Source organism: Novosphingobium guangzhouense (assembly GCF_002896965.1).
Taxonomy (GTDB): Bacteria; Pseudomonadota; Alphaproteobacteria; order Sphingomonadales; family Sphingomonadaceae; genus Novosphingobium; species Novosphingobium guangzhouense.
Genome location: NZ_LYMM01000014.1, coordinates 18,599 through 39,552 on the forward strand (window position 1 = coordinate 18,599; position 20,954 = coordinate 39,552).

The following is a 20,954-nucleotide window of genomic DNA, read 5'->3' on the forward strand; positions in this document are numbered from 1 at the left end:
CTGCAAATCTTAATTTTCGGGATAGGCGTGTATGACGGAATGGATCACAGATATTGTCGAGCGGATGGGGTACTGGGCCATCGGCCTGCTCATGCTGCTTGAGAATGTCTTTCCTCCCATACCCTCTGAAGGGATCATGCCCCTGGCCGGCTACACTGCCGCCGACGGCGGCCTCAACATCATACTTGTCATCATATGCGGCACGATAGGGACGGTCACTGGCGCCGCCTTCTGGTGGTGGCTGGCAGGAAAATGTGGTGAACGGCGATTGAAAAAGCTGGCTGACCGCCACGGACGCTGGCTTACCTTGTCGGCTAACGAAATCGACCACGTTGATGCTTGGTTTGATCGGCACGGTTCCTGGGCCATTCCCGTCGCTCACATCATTCCTGGTCTGCGCACGCTGATCTCGATTCCGGCTGGCGTGTTCGGCACTCCTTTTCCAAGGTTTCTCATCTTGACCACGCTGGGATCGGCTGTGTGGAACAGCCTTCTTGCAGGAGCCGGATACTTCCTCGGCCGACAATTTTCGGCCGTCGATCGTTATCTTGGGCCTGCTGGCCTCACGATCATGGCAGCAGTGCTGCTGTACTACGTTTATCGCGTCATCACCTTTAAGCCGAGTGTCGAAAATGCTTGAGGACGATCTCTCCGTCACCCTCATGAGGCTCGGGCTCGCGACGCTTCTGGGCCTCGTGCTGGGGTTCGAACGCGAACGCCACGGCCATGATGCAGGCCTGCGAACACATGGTCTAGTCGCGCTGAGCTCAGGGATGCTTACCTTGTCTGCCCTGGAACTCGTGGAACACCATGGGGAGGGCGACCCTGTTCGCGTCATACAAGGGCTTGCACAAGCTATCGGCTTTATCGCCGGAGGCTTGATCTTTGTGCGCGGGGGCGATGTACGAAACATGACAACGGCGGCCAGTCTCTGGATGGCTGCGGCTGTCGGCATAACCGCCGGTGCTGGGCAGTATATTCTTGTGCTGGCAGGTACGGCCCTCGCCGTCCTACTCCTGGTCGCTGCGACCTTCGTTGAACGCATGCTGCCAAAAAATGGCGGATCGCCAGATAGCCAGAAATCGGTGCAGATGCCGAACCGGCGTGGCTCTGTCGTTCCCTCTCCTCCACCCGGTCAGCTTGGCGAGGAGGAAAAGTAGAGCCGCCTTGAGGAGCACCATAGCACAAGGCTTCGAGCCCTGACTGGGTTTCGCCCCCTGGAATCCGACCTAATGCAGGTACATGGAATTGGTCATAACGCGAGCGATGCCACGGCAGCGTGCGCCACACGCGGCCCAGAACCCACCCATAAATCGGCCAGGACGGCAGGGCTAACGGCCAGCCCGTGCTGCCGGTTAAGAGGAGTCCTTAGGAGCAGACTGTGCAGTTCGGGCCCGCAGGGCCCGCTGCTATATGGCGGGAAAGCTACATTTCCGCCTCCATCTGGCCAATTTCCGCAGAAACGCATGCGGGGCTTCGACGAAGGGCCTACAGCGCCCTTGCGTCGTCGTCAGATGACGTGGGGCTCGGATAGGGCATGATCAGCTTTCCGTCAGGGGCGGCGGTGAACGTCGTTTGCGTGGGATAAGGAATGGAAATCCCCTCCTGGGCGAACCTTTGCACGACCGCCACCATCAGCCGGTCGCGCAGCGGATGCGCCACGCCCCAGTCCTTGCCCGGCACGTCGACCAGCAGGCTGAAATCGAGCGAACTAGCGCCGAAGCTCTCGAACCCGGCCCTTGCCGCCTTACCGCCTTCCGCCTCGACAAGTTCGGTCAGGATGCCGGGAATGCGCGCGAGCGTCTCGGGCGGGGTCTCGTAGGCGACGCCGATGGTGAACGGCAAACGGATATGATCACGCCCGCTGACGTTCAGGATTTCCTTGTCGAGCAGGTTCTTGTTGGAGATGATCCGCAGTTCGCCCGTATAGGCGCGGATGCGCGTGGACTTGAGACCGATCGCCTCGATCGTGCCCGACGAATTGTCGAAGCTGATCTGGTCGCCCTTGGAAAACGGTCGGTCGAAGATGATCGCCAGCGCGGCGAACAGGTCGGCGAAGATACCCTGCGCAGCCAGACCTATGGCGATACCGCCGACGCCCAGACCCGCGACGAGGCCGGTAACGTTTACGCCGATGTTGTCGAGCAGCACCACGGCCGCCACCGCGAAGACCACCACGCTGACCAACAGGCGGATGAGGCCCATGGCATTAATGATCGCCTCGCCCTTGAAATGCTCGGCCGAGGTCTTGTGCTCTATCGCGCCGAGGATGAACTCGCGCGCCCAGATCGCGCCTTGCATCACCGCAGCCAGGGTGAACAGGAACGTTACCAGCTTGTCGAGCATCGGAGGCGTCTGCGCGTATCCGTCCACCGCACGGATGGCGACCATGATGATGAAGTAGTTGGTGGTCTTGGTGATGGCCCGGCCGACGATGGTACGCCAGTCGCCCCGCCCGCGCTCCTTTCGGCACAGACGCGCGCCAAGCCCGCGCAGGGCGTAGAGCGCGGAGACGATGGCGACGGCGATGGCCAATGCGATGATGATCTGCAGCCAGTACGCCTGGAACCACGAAACCGTCGATCGCGACAGGTCGCGAATTTGCGTGGATACGTCCGGGATGGCGGTTCTTGCGAGAGCTGGGGAAGTTGCAGCGGGCGTGGCTGCGGCGATAATCTGGATTACGCTCATCGTATGCACATGATCCTGCGTCTGTGGCGCGGTTGCGGATGGCGACCCGAACCGGCGGATTGGCGACGCTTGCACGACAGGCGCGCAAAGTGTCGGCGCGGGCCTCTAAAATGGACTGACCCCGAGTTTGTTCCCGTATCGAGTGATGAAGTCCCTCACGCTTTCGGGAATGCGACCGTAGCGGCGGCGATTGGCCTAATCTTGAACATCGTCAGCGCCCTACCGCTATCATCACCACGGGCACACGAGCATCACGATCATGATCATGGGCACCGTGACCATCGTCATGGATGAGCGCAAACGACAACTACCTGCGTTCGGCCTATCTGCCTGTTCTGGGCGGCGCACTAACGTCGATGAGGGAGATCGTCACGCTGCTGGCGAGGCATTGCCGGGGCTCGACGGTCCTCAACCCGCTGATGAATGTAATCGATTCGGTGGTCGTCGCGCGCCGCCGACGGGGAGAAAAGCCCGCAATGCCGAGCGGGATCCCTGGAATCGTCACCGGCTCGTACTCAGAGTCTGGCGCCCAACCAAACCCTAAAAACTGTTGCTGTTATTTTCCCACAGGCTGGGTATGCGAAGGGCGATGCGAGAGAACACCTACAGTCTGAATCGAACTTTCGGTTTCGCAATCGCGATGATCGCCCTCATTGCGCTCGTCGGCAGCGGAGGCGTCCTTATCACCTTGTCCCAATTGCATTCTGCGACGGCGTCGCGCTTCCGCTCTTCGCAGATCATTGTCGGACTGAGCGCCATCAAGAACGAGATGCTCAACCAGGAGACCGGCGCGCGAGGCTATTTGCTGACCGGACGTCGGACAAGTCTGCAGCCCTATGAAGAGGGGCGACGCAACTTCGACCATAGTATCGCGGAGCTGAAGGTTCTGCTGGCCACGAACCAACCTCAGTTGGATGCGCTTGAAGAAGCCGAACAAGCGGCGCGAAACTGGCAGCGTCAGGTGGGCGCCGTCATCATCAGGGACATGGCCTATCCCACGGCGCGCGATCACGCCCGTTCGATCGAAGCAGACGGGCAGGGCAAGGCCATGTTCGACACCTTCCGCGCACGGCTCGCCACTATCGAACAGCGCGAACAGGATTCGCTGGTTGTCCAGACCCGCCTGGTTGCGCGCGCGGAAGAAACCGCGCGGTTCACCCTGTGGGCTTCGTTGGTCCTGACATTGTTGATCAGTCTGGGGGTCGCAGTAGCCCTCAGCCGGTACATAGCTCGTCCCCTTGTGGGTTTGGCGGAAACGATGCGGAGGCTTGTCGCGCGTGACACGTCGGTATCCATCCCAAGCCTCAACCACCGCAATGAGGTTGGCGCCATGGCGCGTGCCGTCGCGGTGTTCAAAGACAGCCTCATCGAACTCGACCGCACGTCGGTCCTGCGGGTGACCGCGGATACCATGCCGGCGATGATCGCTTATATCGAGGCGGACAGATCCATCGGCTTTCTGAATGAGGAGTTTGCGCGCCGCTTCAGCGTTACGGCGGAGGACGTAGCTCATGTTTCGGGCCGAAATCTGGATCAATTGTTTCCTCAAAAGACGTTCCCAGGCGCTGGCGACGAACTCCAGACGGCACTCAGCGGGGAGGAAGTTCGGTTTGCCTTCCAGCTGCCCGATGCCGCGTCGCCGAGGGATTTCGAGGGTTACTTCCGTCCCCACCGCGCCAATAGCGGCCGTATCCTTGGGGTCGTCGCGCTCTTTACCGATGTGACGGATCGAAAGGAAATCGACCAGAAGCTGCGGCATCAGGCTCATGATCTCCAGCGTTCCAATGCCGAGCTCGAGCAGTTCGCCTATGTCGCCTCACACGATCTCAAAGCGCCTCTTCGCGGGATCGAGAACCTGGCGAGCTGGATCGAGGAGGACCTGGGTGACAAGCTGGAGGGCGATACCCGAACGAACATGGATTTGCTGAAGAGCCGGGTACGTCGGCTCGAGAGTCTGCTTAGTGATCTGCTCGCCTATTCGCGCGCCGGGCGCGACGACAATGTGATCCGGGAGGTTGATACGAGGGCGCTGGTCTCGGATCTTGCGGCCCTCATCAGCCCGCCGGAGGGCTTTCGGATCGAGGCGGACGCGAGTTTGCCTACGCTGGTAACCGCGCAAGCCGCGCTCACCCAGACGCTGCAGAACCTCATAGGAAACGCGGTAAAGCATCACCCGGATCCGGCCCATGGCCTTATCCAGGTTAAGGCGGCATCTGTGGGCAACATGTACGAGTTCACCGTCAGCGATAATGGGGCAGGGATACCCGAACAGTTCCGCGAACGGGTGTTCGGTATGTTCCAGACCCTCAAGCCAAGGGATGAAGTGGAAGGTAGCGGAATGGGGCTTGCGATTGTAAGGAAGCTCGTCGAACGGCAATCCGGACAGGTGTGGTTGAGCGAGAATGAGGCCCGCGGCCTCACCGTGCATTTCACCTGGCCCGCTATCTCCAAGGAATCTCGAGCATGAATCCAACCGTCAATCTGTTGCTCGTCGAAGATGACGAGGTCGATGTGCAAGGCCTAAAGCGCGCGTTCGCCAAAAGCCGGATCGCCAACCCGATCACAGTGGCTCGTGACGGCATCGAGGCACTGGAAGTGCTGCGGGGCGAAAACGGCCAGGAAAAGCTGCCCAAGCCTCACCTCATCCTGCTCGACCTCAACATGCCCCGGATGAACGGCATCGAATTCCTGGAAGCCATTCGGGCGGATGAGGAGCTGAAAGGCTCTGTGGTGTTCATGATCACCACCTCCAAGGCGGACGAAGACAAGGCGCGCGCCTATGGGCACAATGTCGCGGGCTACATCGTCAAGCAGGACCCGGCAAACACCTTTATGGAAGCCGTATCACTGCTTGAACATTATTGGAGAATCGTTGAGTTTCCGCGCTGACGATGCCGACCCAGACCCACATCCTCCTTATCGATGACGATGAAGTCGATCGCCAGGCCGTCCGGCGGGCGCTGTCGGCCTCTGACCTCACTTGGGTTCTGACGGAGGCAGCAAACGCTGCCGAAGGACTAGCGCTCGCAGGCGAGAAAGCCTTCGACTGCGTCCTGCTCGATTATCGCTTGCCCGATGCCGATGCCTTCGATGTGCTGGGGGCTTTGCTCGCTCCAGGGTGCGGTATCAATGCCGTTCTGATCCTTACCGGCGAGACCAACCCCGAGACGGCCCTCGATCTGATGCGAGCGGGGGCGCTCGATCATTTGAGCAAGGCGGAGCTCAACCCATCGGGCCTTGCGCGTGCAATCCGCTATGCCAAGGCAAGGCGCGCCTTTCTGGCGGAACTCGAGCAGGCGAAGCGGGAAGCCGAGGAAAAATCCCTCGCTCTCGATGCGCTCAATCGTCAGAAGGCCTTGCTGCTTTCGATCATCGCGCATGATCTGCGCAATCCCTTCCAGGCAATCATTGGTCTCTCGGACTCTTTGAGCCGGACCGCCGCGCAAAAGGATCCCGCGAAGGTTCAAATCCGTGCGCAGGCCGTGCAGGAGGCGGCAGTGCAGGCACACGCCCTGATGGAAAGCCTTTTCGACTGGGCACAGCTCCAGATGGATAGCGGCAATGTCGAACTCGAGATGGTCGATGTGGCTGCTATCGCACAGGAAGCGACGAGTGTGTGCCGCCACACGGCTGAAGAGAAGGGCGTATCGGTGTCATTCGATTGTGGCGGCGGGATGGTCCGTGCCCATCGCGACATGCTCGCGACGGTGCTGCGCAACCTGGTCGGCAATTCGATCAAGTTTACGCCAGCAGGGGGCGGCATCACCATCGCCTGCGAGAAAGGAACCGACGGGCGGTTCGTTATCCATGTTCGGGATTCCGGCGTAGGAATGTCGCAGCAGGCCATCGACAATCTCTTCCGCATCGATCGCCGCGTCACGACGCCAGGGACTGCGGGAGAGAAGGGGAGCGGGCTGGGACTACTGCTCTGCCGCGACCTTGTCGAACGGATGGGGGCAAGGATGGAAGTCGCCAGCAAAGTGGGCGAAGGAACCGCCTTTTCGCTAGTTTTCGAAGGCTTATCTAAGCAATAGCAGGAGCTTAGCCTCGTTACGCAGACAACATTTTGCTCACCGTGCGTAGCAAAACGGCGTGATCGACCGGTTTGGGCATGAAGATGGCGGACTGCGGCAGCGCGCCTCCATCAGGTGATATCGCGCCCGAGCACACGATTAGCGCGATTGGCGGATATGCATCATGGATATAGTTCGCGAGGCGCAGGCCGTCCATTGATCCGGGCATCTGAATGTCAGTCACGACAATGCGGATGGAAGGATGCGCTTTCAATAGTTCAAGTGCTTCGCCAGCATCGCCCGCTTCCTCCACCCGGAAGCCTGCATCCTCGAACAAATCCACCAAAACCATTCTGAGCAGCGGCTCATCATCAACGACCAGAATCTCCTCTCGGCAGATCGGATGGGCAGCGTCTTCCCTCATACCGCATAAAATCAAAATTCGGCGACATCGTTCCCGGTGGAAACAGAGTGTTAATCAGACAGTCGGCATTGCTCGAATAGTTCGCTGCGTGAAATAGTCACGCAAGGCTTTGCCGATCATGCGGCGAACCGGAATATCCCATGGCACGATCGCATAGTCCGCCGAGCGCCGGCAATCCTACTGGCACCTTCCTGCTTACCGGACATCTAACTTGCCTCTGCCCGACAGCATTTTGCAACGATTTCGCTTTGGTCGGGTTGGATGAGACATGCCCGGCGATTTTACCGACTCCAGGAACGGCAAATGAGTTTGCCCCCTCGTCAGTCGGGCCGCATCGCCGCCAGGGCCCATCACTCGCCCGCGGCTGCTATCCTTAGGAAGTTTGAACCGTTCTTCGTTATCGGCGAGGTATCCGGCGGCCCGCTGCTGATCGCGTCGATCGCCGCACTCGTGCTGATCAATACCGCTTGGGGTTCAACATACGCGCACATCTGGGACGCCCCCCTGAGGCTGACCTATGATGGCTGGGCAATAGCTAAACCCCTGTCGGGATGGATCAATGACGCGTTGATGCCGCTGTTTTTCCTCATAATCGGAACAGAGGTGAAGCGTGAGTTCGTGAAAGGGTCATTGTCTTCAGTTCGGACCGCGGCCCTCCCTGTCGTTGGTGCGATAGGTGGTCTCGTTGTTCCGGTGGCTGTTTACCTTGCCTTCAACCTTGGTACCCAAGCGCAGCATGGCTGGGGAACGGTAGCGGCGATGGATACGGCGTTCAGCCTGGCGATCGTCGGTATGTTCGCGACCTCCTTGCCGCCATCGCTTCGCGCCACGTTGCTCGCCTTCGCAGCGATCGACGATGTGTTTGGCCTGCTAGTTATAGCCTTTGCCTACACCGCTACACTTCAACCCTGGTTTCTCGCACTGGCAGGAGCCGCATATCTTGGCATAATCCTGTTCCTGCGCCTTAACTGGGTCACTCCAATCCTTTATGTCTTTCTGGGCATCGTGGTTTGGATCGGCATATTGGGATCGGGGGTTCATCCCACGATAGCCGGTGTCGCTATTGGTCTGCTGCTTCCGACAAACTCGCGCCTTTCAGAGCGGCGCTTTGCAGCGCATGTCCAGCGACCCATCGACGAGATCAAGAAAGCCGAGGCTGCGGCCGCACGCGCCGACGATCCGGATGAAGAGGATACTCATCATCTGTCCGCTCAGAAAAACCTGGGCTACGTCCACGAGATGGCAGCGGCTACCGATGAAGCCGCGGCCAGGCTGATCCGGATATTGACGCCGTGGGTCTCTTATGTGGTCTTGCCGCTATTTGCTCTTTCCAACCTGCGGATACATTTCTCCCCAGACCTGCTGAGTGACATTCTGCATTCAAACCTGGCGATCGGCATCATCGCCGGTCTGGCGGTCGGCAAACCGGCAGGCTTTCTCTTCGCGACCTGGCTCGCGTGTCGGCTGCATCTCGCTCGCTTGCCGGAAGGGCTGACCTGGAGAATGATCCTTGGTATCGGGGGCGTTGCCGGCATCGGCTTTACCATATCCCTCTTCATCGCCGAACTGGCCTTTACGGACGAGACGCAGTTCGAGGAGGCCTCCCTGGGCGTATTCGCAGCCTCGGTCCTTTCCGGTTTGTTCGGGTACGCCGTATTCAGGAGCGTGCCCGCGAAAAGGTAGGGATGCTAGTGGTCGTTCTCGTAATCTAGGCACAGAGCTAAAGCGCTATCCTGTCCAGCGCTTCGCGGGCCGCAGTTCCGAGGCGAGCCGCCCAGACGGCTTGCCCCTGCGGATCATCGATCAGACTCTGCTTCACCTCGATTTCCACATAGGGCAGGGCGCGGCTGAATGCGTGGTACGGGACCGTATAATCTGTGTCGTCCATCGCATAGGGGACATTGTCGCCAACAACGATGCCAGTTTGTCTTGCCAGCGCATCACGTAGCCCAAGCGCGAAGTCCGTACGCCCCCGCCAATATAATATGCCGACGTCCCAAGGTCGGGCGCTTCCGTTCAGGATGGGGGTGAAACTATGAAGTGAAACAAGGACGGTCGCGCGGCCCTGGTGCTGACGATCATCCAGCATTCTTGAAATGGCTGCGTGATAGGGCACGTGAATGCTTTCTATCCGGGCCCTCCGGACGCTGTCCGGAAGGTTCATGTTTCCAGGGATATAGGTGCGGTCGGATATCTCCGGAACTGCGTCGGCCCGTTCGCTATGGGGTCGTGTCCCGCGGGGTGGTGTAGGAACCGTCGATCTACGGCAGGATCAGGTTCAGGTCAGGCGGCCAGTGCTGGCAAGCTGACAATAGGGTTATGGCTCACCGAGCCGAGAGTTTCCAGTGTCATGTAGCGGCGCGATACCGCCCACTCATCGTTCTGCTCCAGCATGAGCGCTCCGACGAGACGAACGACGGCAGCGTCATTCGGGAATATGCCGATCACGTCGGCCCTTCGCTTGATCTCCTTGTTGACTCTTTCCAGCGGGTTGGTGGACGCGATCTGCGCCCAATGATCCTTGGGGAAGGCCATGTAGGCGAGCACGTCTTCGCGTGATGCGTCCATCATGTCGGCCAGCTTTGGAAACTTCTCGCGCAGGGCATCAGCAACTTGGTCCCACTGCTGGTGCGCTGCCTCGGCCGTTTCCTGCGCGAAGATGGTCTTGATCATGGCAATGACAGCGGGTCGTTGTTTCGGCGCGGCATGGGCAAACGCGTTGCGCATCCAGTGCACCCGGCAGCGCTGCTGGGTTGCGGCAAATACCTTGCTGGCCGCGGCGCGCAGTCCTTTGTGATCGTCGGAGATGACCAGCTTCACACCTCGCAGGCCGCGATCCGCCAGCGAGCGCAGGAAGGCTTTCCAGAAGGGTTCGGCTTCGGACGGGCCGGTGGCTACGCCCAGAACCTCGCGCCGGCCATCGGTGTTGACGCCCACCGCGATTATCGCCGCCGTCGAGACAATCCGTCCGCCCTCGCGTTCTTTGAGGTAGGTGGCGTCGATCCATAGATAGGGCCACTCACCTTCAATGGGTCGCGTGAGGAAAGCGTTCACCCGCTCGTCGATCTCGGCAACCAAACGGCTGACCTGGCTCTTTGAAACACCGCTGGCGCCCATCGCCTTGACCAGATCGTCGACCGAACGGGTCGAAACGCCGTGGACGTAGGCTTCCTGGATCACTGCCGCCAAGGCCTTCTCGGCGGTGCGGCGTGGCTCCAAGAAGCTCGGGAAGTAACTGCCTTTGCGCAGCTTCGGGATTGCCAGATCAATCCGGCCAGCTCGCGTATCCCAACTGCGCTCGCGGTAGCCGTTGCGGTGGTTCAGCCGCTCCGGGCTGCGTGATCCGCAAGGCACGCCCGTCTTCGCCTCGATCTCCAGATCCATCATGCGCTCCGCGGCGAAAGCCAGCATCTCACGCACCAAATCGCTATCAGCCCCTTGCTCAATCAGCTCGACAAGGGCCATTCTGTCGTCGGTCATCGTCTTCTTCTCCAGGTTCGAGTTCGCATCCGAACCCTACCAGAAGATCGACGGTGGCCACCCTCTCAGGGAAACCTTTCTACACCACCCCGCGGGACACGACCCGCTATGGCGATTGCAGTCGATAACCAGTCGCGAATAGATTTGACGCAGGAACGGACAATCCAGCTCGCGCGCAAGCACTTGGCCCAGTCCCTCGACGCCGATGTCCAGCGCGATGTGACGGCCTCGATCCTCCGGGCCTAACCCGAGACTTTTGAGCGAAGCCAGTATCGCTGTGCCCGCGTGATCGCCGAGCAGGAGGAACGGTGAGGCGCCGCCCGCGTTGTACACTTCGAATGGCGCCGGATCGTCGGGTCCAAGCAGGCTATCCGCCTCCAGCGCGGCCATCAGGAGTTACTCCCATGCCGCTGCTGACCATCCATCATTCCACGCTGTATCGCTATCAGCAGCCCGTATCGCTCGGTGAACATCGGATCATGATGCGACCGCGTGAAGGATTTGACCAGCATTTGCTATCGGCGCGTCTCGTGATCGAGCCGGAGCCCACCGGACTGCGGTGGCTGCACGACGTTTTCGGGAATTCGGTGGCGGTGGCGGCTTTCGATCGCCGCACGGAGAAACTGCTGGTCATCAGTGAGACCACTCTGGAACACGCACCGCTGGCTCAGCAACAGGTCGATGTCGAACCTTACGCTCGCCTCTTTCCTTTCACCTATTCGGCAGAGGATATGCCCGACCTGCTACGCTCGATCGAGCGCCAGCATCTCGATCCCGAGCGAACCGTGGACAATTGGGCGCGCGCCTTCGTCAAGAACGATGGCAACACCGAAACAGTTGCGCTCCTGACTTCCATCGCGACCAGTATCAAACGGGATTTCACCTATGTACCTCGACATGAAAAGGGAACCCAGACGCCGACGGAGACACTTGCCAAGCGACAGGGCACCTGCCGTGACTTTGCCGTGTTGATGATCGAGGCGGTGCGCGCGCTGGGCTTCGCCGCGCGCTTCGTCTCGGGCTATGTCTATAATCCCTCGCGCTCGGAGGGAGTGGTCGGTGGCGGAAATACGCACGCCTGGGTCCGCATCTTCCTGCCCGGATCAGGTTGGGTTGAATTCGACCCGACCAACGGCATCGTGGGCAATCGGGGGCTGGTCCGCGTTGCGGTCGCGCGCGATCCTTATCAAGCGATCCCCCTGTCGGGAACCTGGTTCGGGCTCCCCTCCAGCTACCTGGGAATGGACGTTGAAGTAGACGTTCATCGTACTGAGCATTCCCCCTCTCACTCCCGCGGCGATGGCGCCGTCAACAGCCGGCTTGCCGGCCCTTCGGAAAGGTCACAGAGATGCTGATCCGCTGCGGATATGACATTCGGTTCGAAACGCAGGCGAGAACCGCGATGGTGGCATTGCTCAGCGTTCACCCTTCACGCCACCAGGATTTACGCACTCCGCAACGACTCCTGGCAAGTCCGGACATACCACTTTATCAATTCGAAGATGCATTCGGCAACGTAGCTACCAGGCTCACGCTTCCGCTCGGCGAAGTGTCCCTCTCATGCGACTTCGTGATCGAAGATGAGGGTGAGCCCGATGAGGAGGCGCCTGATGGCCCGCAAAGCGCAGTCGAGGATCTGCCAGATCACGTGATCCCGTTTCTCCTGAGCAGTCGTTACTGCGAGACCGATCGCCTGATGACGGTGGCGTGGAGCAATTTTGGCCAACCTATGTCGGCTCGTGAGCGTGTGCAGGCGATTGTCGATTTCGTTCATAACCATATTGAGTTTGGCTACCATTACGCCCGATCGGACAAGACGGCCTGGAACGGTTATCAGGAGCGTCAGGGCGTGTGCAGAGATTTCGCCCATCTCGCCATCACCCTTTGCCGGTGTATGAATATCCCTGCTCGCTACTGTACAGGCTATCTCGGCGATATCGGGGTCCCCCCGGTCGATGCACCGATGGACTTCAGCGCCTGGTTTGAAGTGTATATCAATGGTGGCTGGTACGTTTATGATGCGCGGCACAACCAGCGCCGCATAGGTCGAATCTTGATGGCGCGCGGCCGCGACGCAACCGATGTCGCTTTGACGACCGCATTTGGGCCGGCGATACTGCAGCACTTCGAAGTCCGAACTGAAGAGACCTCAACAATGGGATGATCGTCACGCTCTAAACGGCATACCCTCTCTGAAAAATGAGAAAATCTGTCACACTCCGGCTGCGATTTTCAAAACCTGGCTGGGCCAGACAAGTGGGGCAAAACTTAGGCGTGTCGCGGGCGAAGTAGGAGGGAGACCTTTACTTGAACCCCGCAGGCTGCCGATAAGCCCTGCGGCTTTTTATTCTGTAATAGATCGCAGGCGGCTACAGTCAGGGGATCGCCGAATTCGGTCAAAAGAAATGCAGCGGATCGCCGCCTTCTCGTCAGAGTGCAATTTGCGCCCGATGCTTGGCGGCGTCTGTCGGTCCAGTCAAATCGAGCGACAGGCTCCCGGAGGGGCCGGGAGAGTTGAGCTTCACCGGCCGTCGTCTCCATTCTTGAGGCCCGCATTCATGGCTTCGACTATCGCGCGGCCGCATCGCCGGTATAGCGCAGCGCGCTCATGGGAACGGAAGCCGGGGCGCGCACGCCCCTGCTTCCCGATCTCCCGATCACGACATTAACGGCATTTCACTTCGCCCCTGTCAATCTGTCGGCCGACGAGGGCGCCGCCAGCTCCGCCGGCCAGGGTGCCCAGAGTGTTGCCACCGATCAGCTTCGCGAGAGCTGCGCCGCCCAATGCGCCCACGACAAGACCGGTCGTGCCATCCGAACGACGACAATAGGCCCGTCCGTCGCGGCCTCGATAGACCCGGTCATTTCGACTAAGACGCCGATCCTTGTAATTGCCGCGGTGGTAGCTCTGGGCCGGATCCCAGTTCCGATCCTTGTCGCCGCGCCATTCGTGCCGGCTATCACCGCGAGTGCGGCTAACCTCACTGCGTCGATCACGATTGTTGGAATGTTGCGCCTCTGCGGGAATGGCCGTGACAGCCAATGTGGTCGCTGCGAGCGAACCGAGAATTCCTGCCAGATACTTCATCTTTCGGCTCCTTCTTTCTCACGAGGATATCGATGTCGACCCGACTGGAGTAACCATCCGATGGGATCAAGGGTTGCCCGCCAGCGAGATGAATCGTGCCTAGTGCAGGAAAAGTCGCTTGAACGGCGCTCCAGGCAAATCACTGTTTGCACGCGGTCTTTGTCTACCTCTGTTGGCGTCTTCCCTCGACGGATTCAGGCGAGACATCCCATGAGGCGTTCCTGGCCTAAAGCAGAGAGGTCCGAACCGGGACGCTGTCGATAATCCAGGAACGGCGGGGCATAAGGCTGGAAATACGACCATGCCCGCCTACTGCAAGCGCGTTTCGGTACCCCGCATACGCGGAAGATCCGATGGCCGATCATACAGCGAAACCGGCTCCGAAGCTGTCAGCGCCTGCGGTCCCCATGTCGTCACGCTCGGAACGCAGGGAAAAACCTGCGGCAGAATCTGCGTGAACCTTGCCCAGATCCGATCCGCCTCGGTGACAATGACAAGGCGCGCGCTGCCTTGCCTGTCGATGTCCGCCGCCAGAGCCAGATGCCACATTTCGTTGTCCATGCGAACACGGCCCGCGCTGATCCCCTGGACGGCATCCCAGGGCACTTCGCAAGGGTTGCCGTCGATCATGAGAACCATGCCCTGCTCCGTAAAATCTGTGAGACGAAACCAGTCGATATTCCCGTTCAGCACAGGGGCGCACCATCACAAGACGTATCGCCGGCGATGATCCTGGCGCTGCGCTGACCGGTGATCCTCTCGGCGCGGCCGCGCAGCGTCTGGATCGACGCTTCGGGAAAGGCGATTTCGAAGACAGGAGCATCTGGGCCGGGCTGTCCCTTGGCATCGACAGGATGGAGGCGAGGTATGAGTCTGACGCGATAATCCATCAGGTCGATTTAGCGCGGCCTCTCCGGGGGATAAAGACGGGTGATGTCGAAATAGGTAGGCGGAATGTTGTGGGACACGCGCCGAAGCTGGCTCTATTCAGCTCCGCTTCCCTGCCGCCCGCCAGCCAACAGTAATCCGGTCACCTTCCGGCAAAAATCCACCTCTGACTCCGCAGTCTTGCAACACCGATCTCCCAGGCCCGTCGCTATCTCGTGGACAGCCGATGCGATCGGCGCAGAGGGCCGATTTGTATGCGACCAGGCAAATCGATTATCGTGCGCCGCGCCTGCAACTGGTACGGGGACTTTGAGGATGACATCGCGAGACGACATGGTCGCGACGTGGCTCGCGGCGATAGAGCAATTTCGGAAGAGCCGCCATGCCTTCACCGAGTGGCGGGCGAGCACGCCCTGTCCTGATCCTAATCTCACCCCCGAAGACTATGATAAAGCCTGTGCGAGGGTACACGAATGGGAACGAACCGATGCCAGTTTCGCCGTCCCCTACGAGTCTGCAGTCCAGACTCTGCTATCCCTCCCGGCGCCGAATATCGAAGCGGCGATCGTCAAGGTGCAACTGGCTCGTGAGGCGTTGCGCGATCAGGACGTCGAGGAAATCATCGTGCCGATCCTGCAAACCATCGAGCAGGATCTCCATCGCCTTGCCGATGAAGAGAATGGTTCTGAGACCGAGCCTAACTAGGTGGCGCCACAAAATCGCGCCATCTACTCCGCACGCCCGGACCTCGAGCGAAAAAATTGAGCCTTCCGCATGGACACTCCCGGAAGGCTCCAGTCTTGAGCGCCGCCTCACCGGTGGCGTCCTTCGGGTCGCTGCCAGTGAATAACTCATTTGGGCCGTCAAATCGCGTTACAATATTGCAAGGTCGGACCATGGTATGTGCAGTCGAACATAGCATGTTGACCACGTTCGTCCTTGCTGCGAACGTTGCCATGCGGCGGGGCATGGTTCTCGGCACGACGTCCTGAAACATCATGCGAAAAAGAAGCTGGCCGCCAGGGCCAGCCTTTAAAAGTCAGGAGAGGATGCCCAAAAAGGCTGTGGATTGGCTGCGCTCGTTCAGAACCTGGTGCAACATCAGATTTTGCATGAGGGCGTTCGATAAATAAGAACGTCGTTGGCTCCAATGCCTTGGGCGCGGCAATCCCGCATTGATTAGCTATGGGGCCATCGGAAAAACCGCCCTCACGCGCCGCCGTTATAGCGGTAAGTGCCTCGTTCCCGATCGTCGAAAGGCGGCCGAACGATGTTTCCCGCCGCCAAGGACGTGTGCAGCAGGATCGATGATGGTGACGCCATCGTGTGAATTGCTCGCGATGGCATCGGCCATGCCGAACAGTTCCACCCGTCCGCCGTCGTTGTAGATGCGCCCGGCGACGGTTCCGCGCACCACGGCGCGGGCATCTTTCTCCACCCGCAAATCGCCGGCGATCGTGCCATGGAGGATGAATCGCTTGCCGCTGCGAACTGTCGCGCCCCCGGAAATCCTGCCGTAGAGTGCGATATCCTCGTCGAGCGCGAGAGGGCCATCGATGTTGCCGTGAACTGCCTTCACTTCAGCTACTCAAAATATCCGTACCATATCCGCGCCGGCAATATGTCGCGCCGGGAGGCATCCATGCCAAACGGCACTCATCTGCGAGGATCATACGCGAAGCGGGCCCATACTGTTTATAGCGTCGGGAGTCAGTACGCCGCGGAGCCATTCGTCGCTGAAGCGGGTGAAACAAGCGCTCAATGCAGCTGCACGGCCCGGCCCATCCGCGTCTTCCGACGAGATTCCCGAAGACCGGATAAACTCCTCATGCTGATAGCGTGCCATCACTACGGCTGTCTTGCCGGATCATCCTTCTGTTCCCTCTGCCGGTTCTGCTCTTCATGCAGTTCCCGCGCGATCTGGCGGCCAAGAAGCTCCGCCAGACGCATGATGGCAGCCTCGGCTCGCGGCGACAGAGCAGGGCAAGGCTCGGGATCGCGCCGCTTCCGCTTCGTCACGGTGACCTCCAGGACGGCAGCGGCCGTCTCGCCTGGAAAACGATCGGTGAGCGTCGGCGGGGAGGGTGGAGAGGAAGGGAGGGAAGGTGGGTAAAGGCGGCGATGGTTCGCATCGTCTTTTCCCTCGACCCACCGCGCCAGGTTTCTCTGCTGTGGGAGCCTGTGCTATTCTCCTCTTCGGAAAGGCTCTGCACATGCAGGATGTTGATCACGTCGAACCGGCAGAAGAGGCGCCCCCGCCATCGCCGCGCGCGGCCGACTGGTTCTGGCGCCCCTGGTATGCCAAGCTCTACATGGCTCTGGCGCTGCTCTACTGGATCGGCCTCGAACTGATGATGGCCACCCCCTTCGATCGGCTGAACATCTATCTCGCTAACACGATGGTGTTGCTGATCTTTGTGTTCAACCCAGTCACGGTGGCTGCTGTCCTGGGATATGGCTTCCTCAAGGCCAAGGTTGCCTGTGGGGAATGGGTGATTATGTCGGGGCCACCGTCGCAAAAACCTATGATCGATCCCTATACAGATCCGTTTGATATACGATCTGGGAGCATCTACCACAGACATATCGGCCTGATGAAAGATAAACATTAGGGATCTCGACGCTCTTTAAACGTCGGATCTCCGTCCGCAGGGCCATGATCTCGATCCATCAACAATCGACCCGAACTCAGAATCGATGATTGTTCCATCGACGTGAGTGGGGCGGTAAGCTGCATAGTACCGCGGCCGGAATCTGCTTGCTCTAGGTAACGATTTCGAAGTCCCTGATTGCCGAGAACTCCGTCGCTCAATCCTTTTGCAAATGTCTCCTCAGGACGTCCCGAACGGGCCGCGGCCTTCTCTGCGGACGCGATCACCTCACGAACGTCGTAGTTGACAATGTCCATCGATGACTGTGCCGAAACGGTTGCAGCGCCTCGATCGGAGATATCCATTCCCACCTTGCCACTTAGCGATCCCACGGCGTTTCCGGAACTTCCCGAATTATCGTCCTTGCCCTTGTCCTTGGCTTTGCCGCCACTGCTTACGCCTCTGCTCGCCGTTGCTGAGAGATCCCCAGATACGCTCTCAGTGTTTGACGTCTGATGGTCTGCGTTTCGGGAAAGCGACCTTTGCCATCCCGTCTGCGCGATGATCGCGGTGACGTCGCGTTCCAGCGTATCGGCCACCTGGGGCTTTAGCCTCCAGTTGCCCCGCCGATCCATTTCGAACCCGCCGCGAAGCCAGTTGGCCATGGCAGCCTGACCCTCCGGGCCACTGCCAAGGAAATGCTCGATCGTGTCGGGGCCGGCCTGTTTGCCGGCCTCGAAGCGCGTGCTGGTGTCATTGCGCGCGGACCGGCTGAACCCGGTGCTGCTCGAGACGAGCAGATCGTTGTGCGCGAAACTGAAGCGCGCATGCCCGCCATTGGCGATGGCGCCGAGCTGGCTTTCGTTGATGAGACCGCCGCGCCACATCTGCGCCGCGAGTTCGGGTGTCAGGTTGAGACTGACATCGCCATTCTGGTCCATGGCGATCTGGCGCTTCGACATTGCGACACCATGCGCGCGCAGCAGCGCCTGGGTGCGGGTGAGGCGCTCCCGCTCGACGATCCCGGTCAGGCGCTCGTTGCGCGCACGATCGGCGATACCTTCCGCGCCGCCCTCGGCCATGTCGACCTGGTTGCCAGCGGTACCGGCCAGCGCGCGGATGAAGGCATCGAGACGCGCAGCTTCCCGAACCGATGCTCCGGCCGCCGCAGCCCCTTCGGCAAAGCCGGCATTATCCGCCTGCCGCCGCTGCTCTCCGATCTGCGCATTGCTGCGCACCCCGTCGGGCCCGATCTCGCGCTGGGCGTCGAGCTTGCCCGACCGCTCGGCGAAGTCGTAGCCCGCAGCCTCCCGCGTGCGCCCATAGACGCTGGTGCCTTCACGCGCCGCCTCGGCACTCGCGCCATCGGCCGTGCCGACCTGGACCGCGGCATTGTAACTTTCCAGCGCGCGCAGCACTTGCGCTTCGCTCCGCCCGGTCGCGCGGGAAAGTTGGCTGATCGCGGTCGATCGCGCCTCGCCCGAGAGAGCATTGATGAAGCCGATGCGACGGCTGGTCTCGGTTACGGAGAGGCCGAGCATACCCGCAGCCTGGCGCTGACCCTGGTTGCCGCCGGTGCGATGCGCCTGCTCGGTCGCGACATTGCCGCGCTCGACGGCGGCGACCCGGTTCCCCGCATAGTCGCGTCGGCCCTCCATCGCCCCGATCTGCGTCTCAGCTGCGGTCAGGTCATTGCGCAGCATCTGCTCCTGGTCGAACGCATTGGCGGTCAGCTTGGCGAAGGTCGGATCGGCGCCTGCCTGCCCGATCACGGTGGAGGCCTTTAGCGCCGCATCCTTCGCGTCATAGCCGCTGCGCTCAAAGTGCCGCTGTGCGCCCGACTGCATCATCTCGTAGGCTTGGCTGTCGCCGAAGGCCTTCCACTGCACCATGTTCTGCGCGAAGGCGGCAAAGGCCCGCTCGCCGGGCTGTCCTTCCCCGAAATACGTCGTGCCAAGCTTGCGCAAGGCATCGCCCTGGGCGAAGTTATGGATGGCCGATGTCGCGGCATTGGCGCGAACCGCGTGGGCCGTCGCCGGATCGCTGAGGTCCCGCCCGGCGAGGGCAGGGGCGAGGCCACCCAGTTCGCGCGCGGCGTCGGTCCGGCCAAGCCCAAACGCGGCAGTCCCGCTCGCGCCGCCGCCCTGTTCGCCGAGCACGGTGCCGGAGGAGCCGAATGCCCGGTCGAGACCGAAACTGCTGCGCTCGCCGAAGTCGCCGAACCCGGAGGACGCCGATCGCCGCGCAGCCGTGCCGCTCGCCGACGCCTGCGCTTCAAGCGCCGAGGCGTAGCCCTCGCTGGTCCCGACCGTCGCCGCTGCCATGCTGCCCTGGCCCTGGACCCCGAGCATGCCCGAGGTGAAGGCGGTGAACATGTTGCCCGAGAAGCGGAAGACCGTGAACACGAACGCGCCCGCCAGGCCAGCGGCTGCTGTACGGAACGAGCCGAAGATCGCGAGTGCTTTCATCGCCGCCGAAGGCGCGAGAATCCAGCTGTCGGCGGCGACACTGGTCGCGCGCAGTTCGGCCAGAACGTCCATCGCGCGGCCGAGGGTCAGCTGGTAGATGCCGGCATCGATCACGCCCCACAGCGCGACGAAGACGAAGAGGCCGAGCGCGAAACTCGCGACCCTGAGGTTGATCGGCGTCAGGATGAAGAGCAGCGCGATCGGCATCATCATCAGCATGATCGCGAAGACCGAGGCGCGGATGGTCGGCATCCACTCGTTGGCGGTCGAGAGCGTGGCGAGCCCGTTGGACTCGATCGCGCGGTTGGCCATCACCCGTGCGGTCGCCGCCGGCGAATCCTCGAACAGGACGTCGCCCACGGTCTGGCCGAGCAGGATGTTGGTGAGGAACTTCTGCCGGTTCATCGCTTGCCCCAGCATCATATCGCCCAGGCCGTCGATCTGCTGGCGGCAGCGATCGCGCTGGGCCGTCTGGGTCACGTCGAAGCCGGTGCGCGCGCAGACCTGGTCGCTGTAGGCATCGAGCAGCGTGGAATCCGACAGACGCTCGGAAATGTGGTTCCATGCCGCCTCGCAGCTCACTGTCGTTCCCGCCTTGTCGCTCGCCGTGAACACGGTCGAGAAGGTTGCCGGCCCGGCCATCGCTGCGAAAGAGGCGGGAAGGTCGGTCGAGGTCCGGAAGAGCTGGTCGTCGTCGACGCCGTAGGCCGGGGAGACGCGCGCCACCGGATAGCACTGGCGCACATAGTCCTTCACCGTCGCATCGAGGAAGGTGTCGACCATCGGGCTACGCGGAGACACCGCGTTCAGGAAGAGGTCGAACGCGTGACCACCTGCTCCGAACTCCAGCTTGGCGTTGGGTTCGGTGGTGTTGTCGTCGATCGTCTCGGCAAGCGCCCGCTCCATCAGATTGGTGACGCCCGCGACCAGCACGATGAGATTGGGGACATCGCCCACCGGCTGGTAGGCGTTGCGAACTCGGTCGTAGACATGGACCGTGCCGGTAGTGGCGATCAACCCGGCGAACAGGCCGATGCCGACCAGCATCTGGAAGCCAAAGGCGACGAGCCCCATGCCCGAGCCCCGGATGCTGGCGATCACCGCGCCGAAGGCGATGCCCGCCACCGCGATGATCACCACCAGCGTCTCGTAGCGCGGATCGCCGAAGATCATCGCGATCAGGTGAAACGCATCGACGGTCTCGGAAAAGCCGTCCCAGGTGTAATAGCTGGAATCGATCGCCAGCGCGGGCGTCGCGACAAGCGAGCCGGCGAGGGCAATCAGCAGGCGAAGGAGGGAGCGCATGACGGA

General features: G+C 60.9%; 19 protein-coding genes and 1 pseudogene. 10 read left to right on the top strand and 10 right to left on the bottom strand.

The window, feature by feature from the left end:
- The first annotated feature begins 31 nt into the window (after positions 1-31).
- Together A8V01_RS04290 and A8V01_RS04295 are read left to right on the top strand one after the other, a co-directional pair.
- Positions 32-640, top strand: coding sequence for a DedA family protein (locus tag A8V01_RS04290; RefSeq protein WP_103094716.1), 609 nt, complete (start codon positions 32-34; stop codon positions 638-640).
- Complete coding sequence (locus A8V01_RS04295) at positions 633-1,160, top strand: MgtC/SapB family protein (RefSeq protein WP_037491505.1); 528 nt, start codon at positions 633-635, stop codon at positions 1,158-1,160. The genes A8V01_RS04290 and A8V01_RS04295 overlap by 8 nt, the downstream gene beginning before the upstream one ends.
- A 328-nt stretch (positions 1,161-1,488) precedes the next feature.
- On the opposite strand, the gene A8V01_RS04300 is transcribed toward A8V01_RS04295, so the two are convergent.
- Positions 1,489-2,691, bottom strand: coding sequence for a mechanosensitive ion channel family protein (locus A8V01_RS04300; protein WP_004212638.1), 1,203 nt, complete (start codon positions 2,689-2,691; stop codon positions 1,489-1,491).
- A 589-nt stretch (positions 2,692-3,280) separates the two neighbouring features.
- Between A8V01_RS04300 and A8V01_RS04305 the strand changes: the two genes are divergently transcribed.
- The 3 genes from A8V01_RS04305 to A8V01_RS04315 are packed head-to-tail and all read left to right on the top strand — an operon-like array spanning position 3,281 to position 6,725.
- Positions 3,281-5,158, top strand: a complete 1,878-nt coding sequence (locus tag A8V01_RS04305; protein WP_159078589.1) for a sensor histidine kinase — start codon at positions 3,281-3,283, stop codon at positions 5,156-5,158.
- Positions 5,155-5,580 carry a response regulator gene (locus A8V01_RS04310; protein ID WP_004212641.1) on the top strand — a complete coding sequence of 142 codons (426 nt, stop codon included), beginning with the start codon at positions 5,155-5,157 and terminating at the stop codon, positions 5,578-5,580. The genes A8V01_RS04305 and A8V01_RS04310 overlap by 4 nt, the downstream gene beginning before the upstream one ends.
- A 2-nt stretch (positions 5,581-5,582) precedes the next feature.
- Positions 5,583-6,725: an ATP-binding response regulator gene (locus A8V01_RS04315; RefSeq protein WP_048939554.1), complete on the top strand. Its 1,143-nt coding sequence runs from the start codon at positions 5,583-5,585 to the stop codon at positions 6,723-6,725.
- A gap of 16 nt (positions 6,726-6,741) precedes the next feature.
- Here A8V01_RS04315 and A8V01_RS04320 read toward each other — a convergent pair whose 3' ends face one another.
- On the bottom strand, positions 6,742-7,128 hold the full coding sequence (locus A8V01_RS04320; RefSeq protein WP_103094717.1) for a response regulator: 387 nt from the start codon (positions 7,126-7,128) through the stop codon (positions 6,742-6,744).
- Positions 7,129-7,431: 303 nt separating this feature from the next.
- Between A8V01_RS04320 and nhaA the strand changes: the two genes are divergently transcribed.
- Positions 7,432-8,811: a Na+/H+ antiporter NhaA gene (gene nhaA, locus A8V01_RS04325; RefSeq protein ID WP_103094718.1), complete on the top strand. Its 1,380-nt coding sequence runs from the start codon at positions 7,432-7,434 to the stop codon at positions 8,809-8,811.
- A 37-nt stretch (positions 8,812-8,848) separates the two neighbouring features.
- Here nhaA and A8V01_RS04330 read toward each other — a convergent pair.
- The 3 genes and pseudogenes from A8V01_RS04330 to A8V01_RS04340 form a co-directional block, all read right to left on the bottom strand.
- Positions 8,849-9,346: pseudogene (locus A8V01_RS04330) on the bottom strand (N-formylglutamate amidohydrolase); the annotation flags it as partial.
- Positions 9,347-9,411: 65 nt separating this feature from the next.
- Positions 9,412-10,608 (bottom strand): IS256 family transposase, encoded by a 1,197-nt coding sequence (locus A8V01_RS04335; protein ID WP_103094720.1) that lies wholly within the window; start codon positions 10,606-10,608, stop codon positions 9,412-9,414.
- Positions 10,609-10,644: 36 nt separating this feature from the next.
- On the bottom strand, positions 10,645-10,998 hold the full coding sequence (locus tag A8V01_RS04340; RefSeq protein ID WP_103094721.1) for an N-formylglutamate amidohydrolase: 354 nt from the start codon (positions 10,996-10,998) through the stop codon (positions 10,645-10,647).
- Between the two features lie 14 nt (positions 10,999-11,012).
- Between A8V01_RS04340 and A8V01_RS04345 the strand changes: the two genes are divergently transcribed.
- Positions 11,013-11,963, top strand: a complete 951-nt coding sequence (locus A8V01_RS04345; RefSeq protein WP_103094722.1) for a transglutaminase family protein — start codon at positions 11,013-11,015, stop codon at positions 11,961-11,963.
- A complete protein-coding gene (locus tag A8V01_RS04350; protein ID WP_103094723.1) occupies positions 11,957-12,772 on the top strand; it encodes a transglutaminase-like domain-containing protein in 816 nt (271 codons plus the stop codon). The genes A8V01_RS04345 and A8V01_RS04350 overlap by 7 nt, the downstream gene beginning before the upstream one ends.
- A 501-nt stretch (positions 12,773-13,273) precedes the next feature.
- On the opposite strand, the gene A8V01_RS04355 is transcribed toward A8V01_RS04350, so the two are convergent.
- Entirely contained in the window at positions 13,274-13,696 is a 423-nt protein-coding gene (locus A8V01_RS04355; RefSeq protein ID WP_103094724.1) for a glycine zipper 2TM domain-containing protein, read from the bottom strand.
- A gap of 309 nt (positions 13,697-14,005) precedes the next feature.
- Entirely contained in the window at positions 14,006-14,335 is a 330-nt protein-coding gene (locus A8V01_RS04360) for a hypothetical protein (RefSeq protein ID WP_103094813.1), read from the bottom strand.
- Positions 14,336-14,899: 564 nt separating this feature from the next.
- Between A8V01_RS04360 and A8V01_RS04370 the strand changes: the two genes are divergently transcribed.
- The gene (locus A8V01_RS04370) at positions 14,900-15,289 is read left to right on the top strand and encodes a hypothetical protein (protein ID WP_146037180.1); all 390 of its coding nucleotides are present in this window, start codon (positions 14,900-14,902) and stop codon (positions 15,287-15,289) included.
- Between the two features lie 517 nt (positions 15,290-15,806).
- On the opposite strand, the gene A8V01_RS04375 is transcribed toward A8V01_RS04370, so the two are convergent.
- Together A8V01_RS04375 and A8V01_RS28465 are read right to left on the bottom strand one after the other, a co-directional pair.
- Positions 15,807-16,163 carry a hypothetical protein gene (locus tag A8V01_RS04375; RefSeq protein WP_103094727.1) on the bottom strand — a complete coding sequence of 119 codons (357 nt, stop codon included), beginning with the start codon at positions 16,161-16,163 and terminating at the stop codon, positions 15,807-15,809.
- A 269-nt stretch (positions 16,164-16,432) separates the two neighbouring features.
- On the bottom strand, positions 16,433-16,603 hold the full coding sequence (locus tag A8V01_RS28465) for a hypothetical protein (RefSeq protein ID WP_170065827.1): 171 nt from the start codon (positions 16,601-16,603) through the stop codon (positions 16,433-16,435).
- A gap of 194 nt (positions 16,604-16,797) precedes the next feature.
- On the opposite strand from A8V01_RS28465, the gene A8V01_RS04380 reads away from it, so the two are divergent.
- Positions 16,798-17,196: a hypothetical protein gene (locus A8V01_RS04380; protein WP_103094728.1), complete on the top strand. Its 399-nt coding sequence runs from the start codon at positions 16,798-16,800 to the stop codon at positions 17,194-17,196.
- Here A8V01_RS04380 and A8V01_RS04385 read toward each other — a convergent pair.
- A complete protein-coding gene (locus tag A8V01_RS04385) occupies positions 17,193-20,948 on the bottom strand; it encodes a conjugal transfer protein TraG N-terminal domain-containing protein (RefSeq protein ID WP_103094729.1) in 3,756 nt (1,251 codons plus the stop codon). The two genes, A8V01_RS04380 and A8V01_RS04385, sit on opposite strands and share 4 nt — an antisense overlap.
- Positions 20,949-20,954 lie beyond the last annotated feature (6 nt).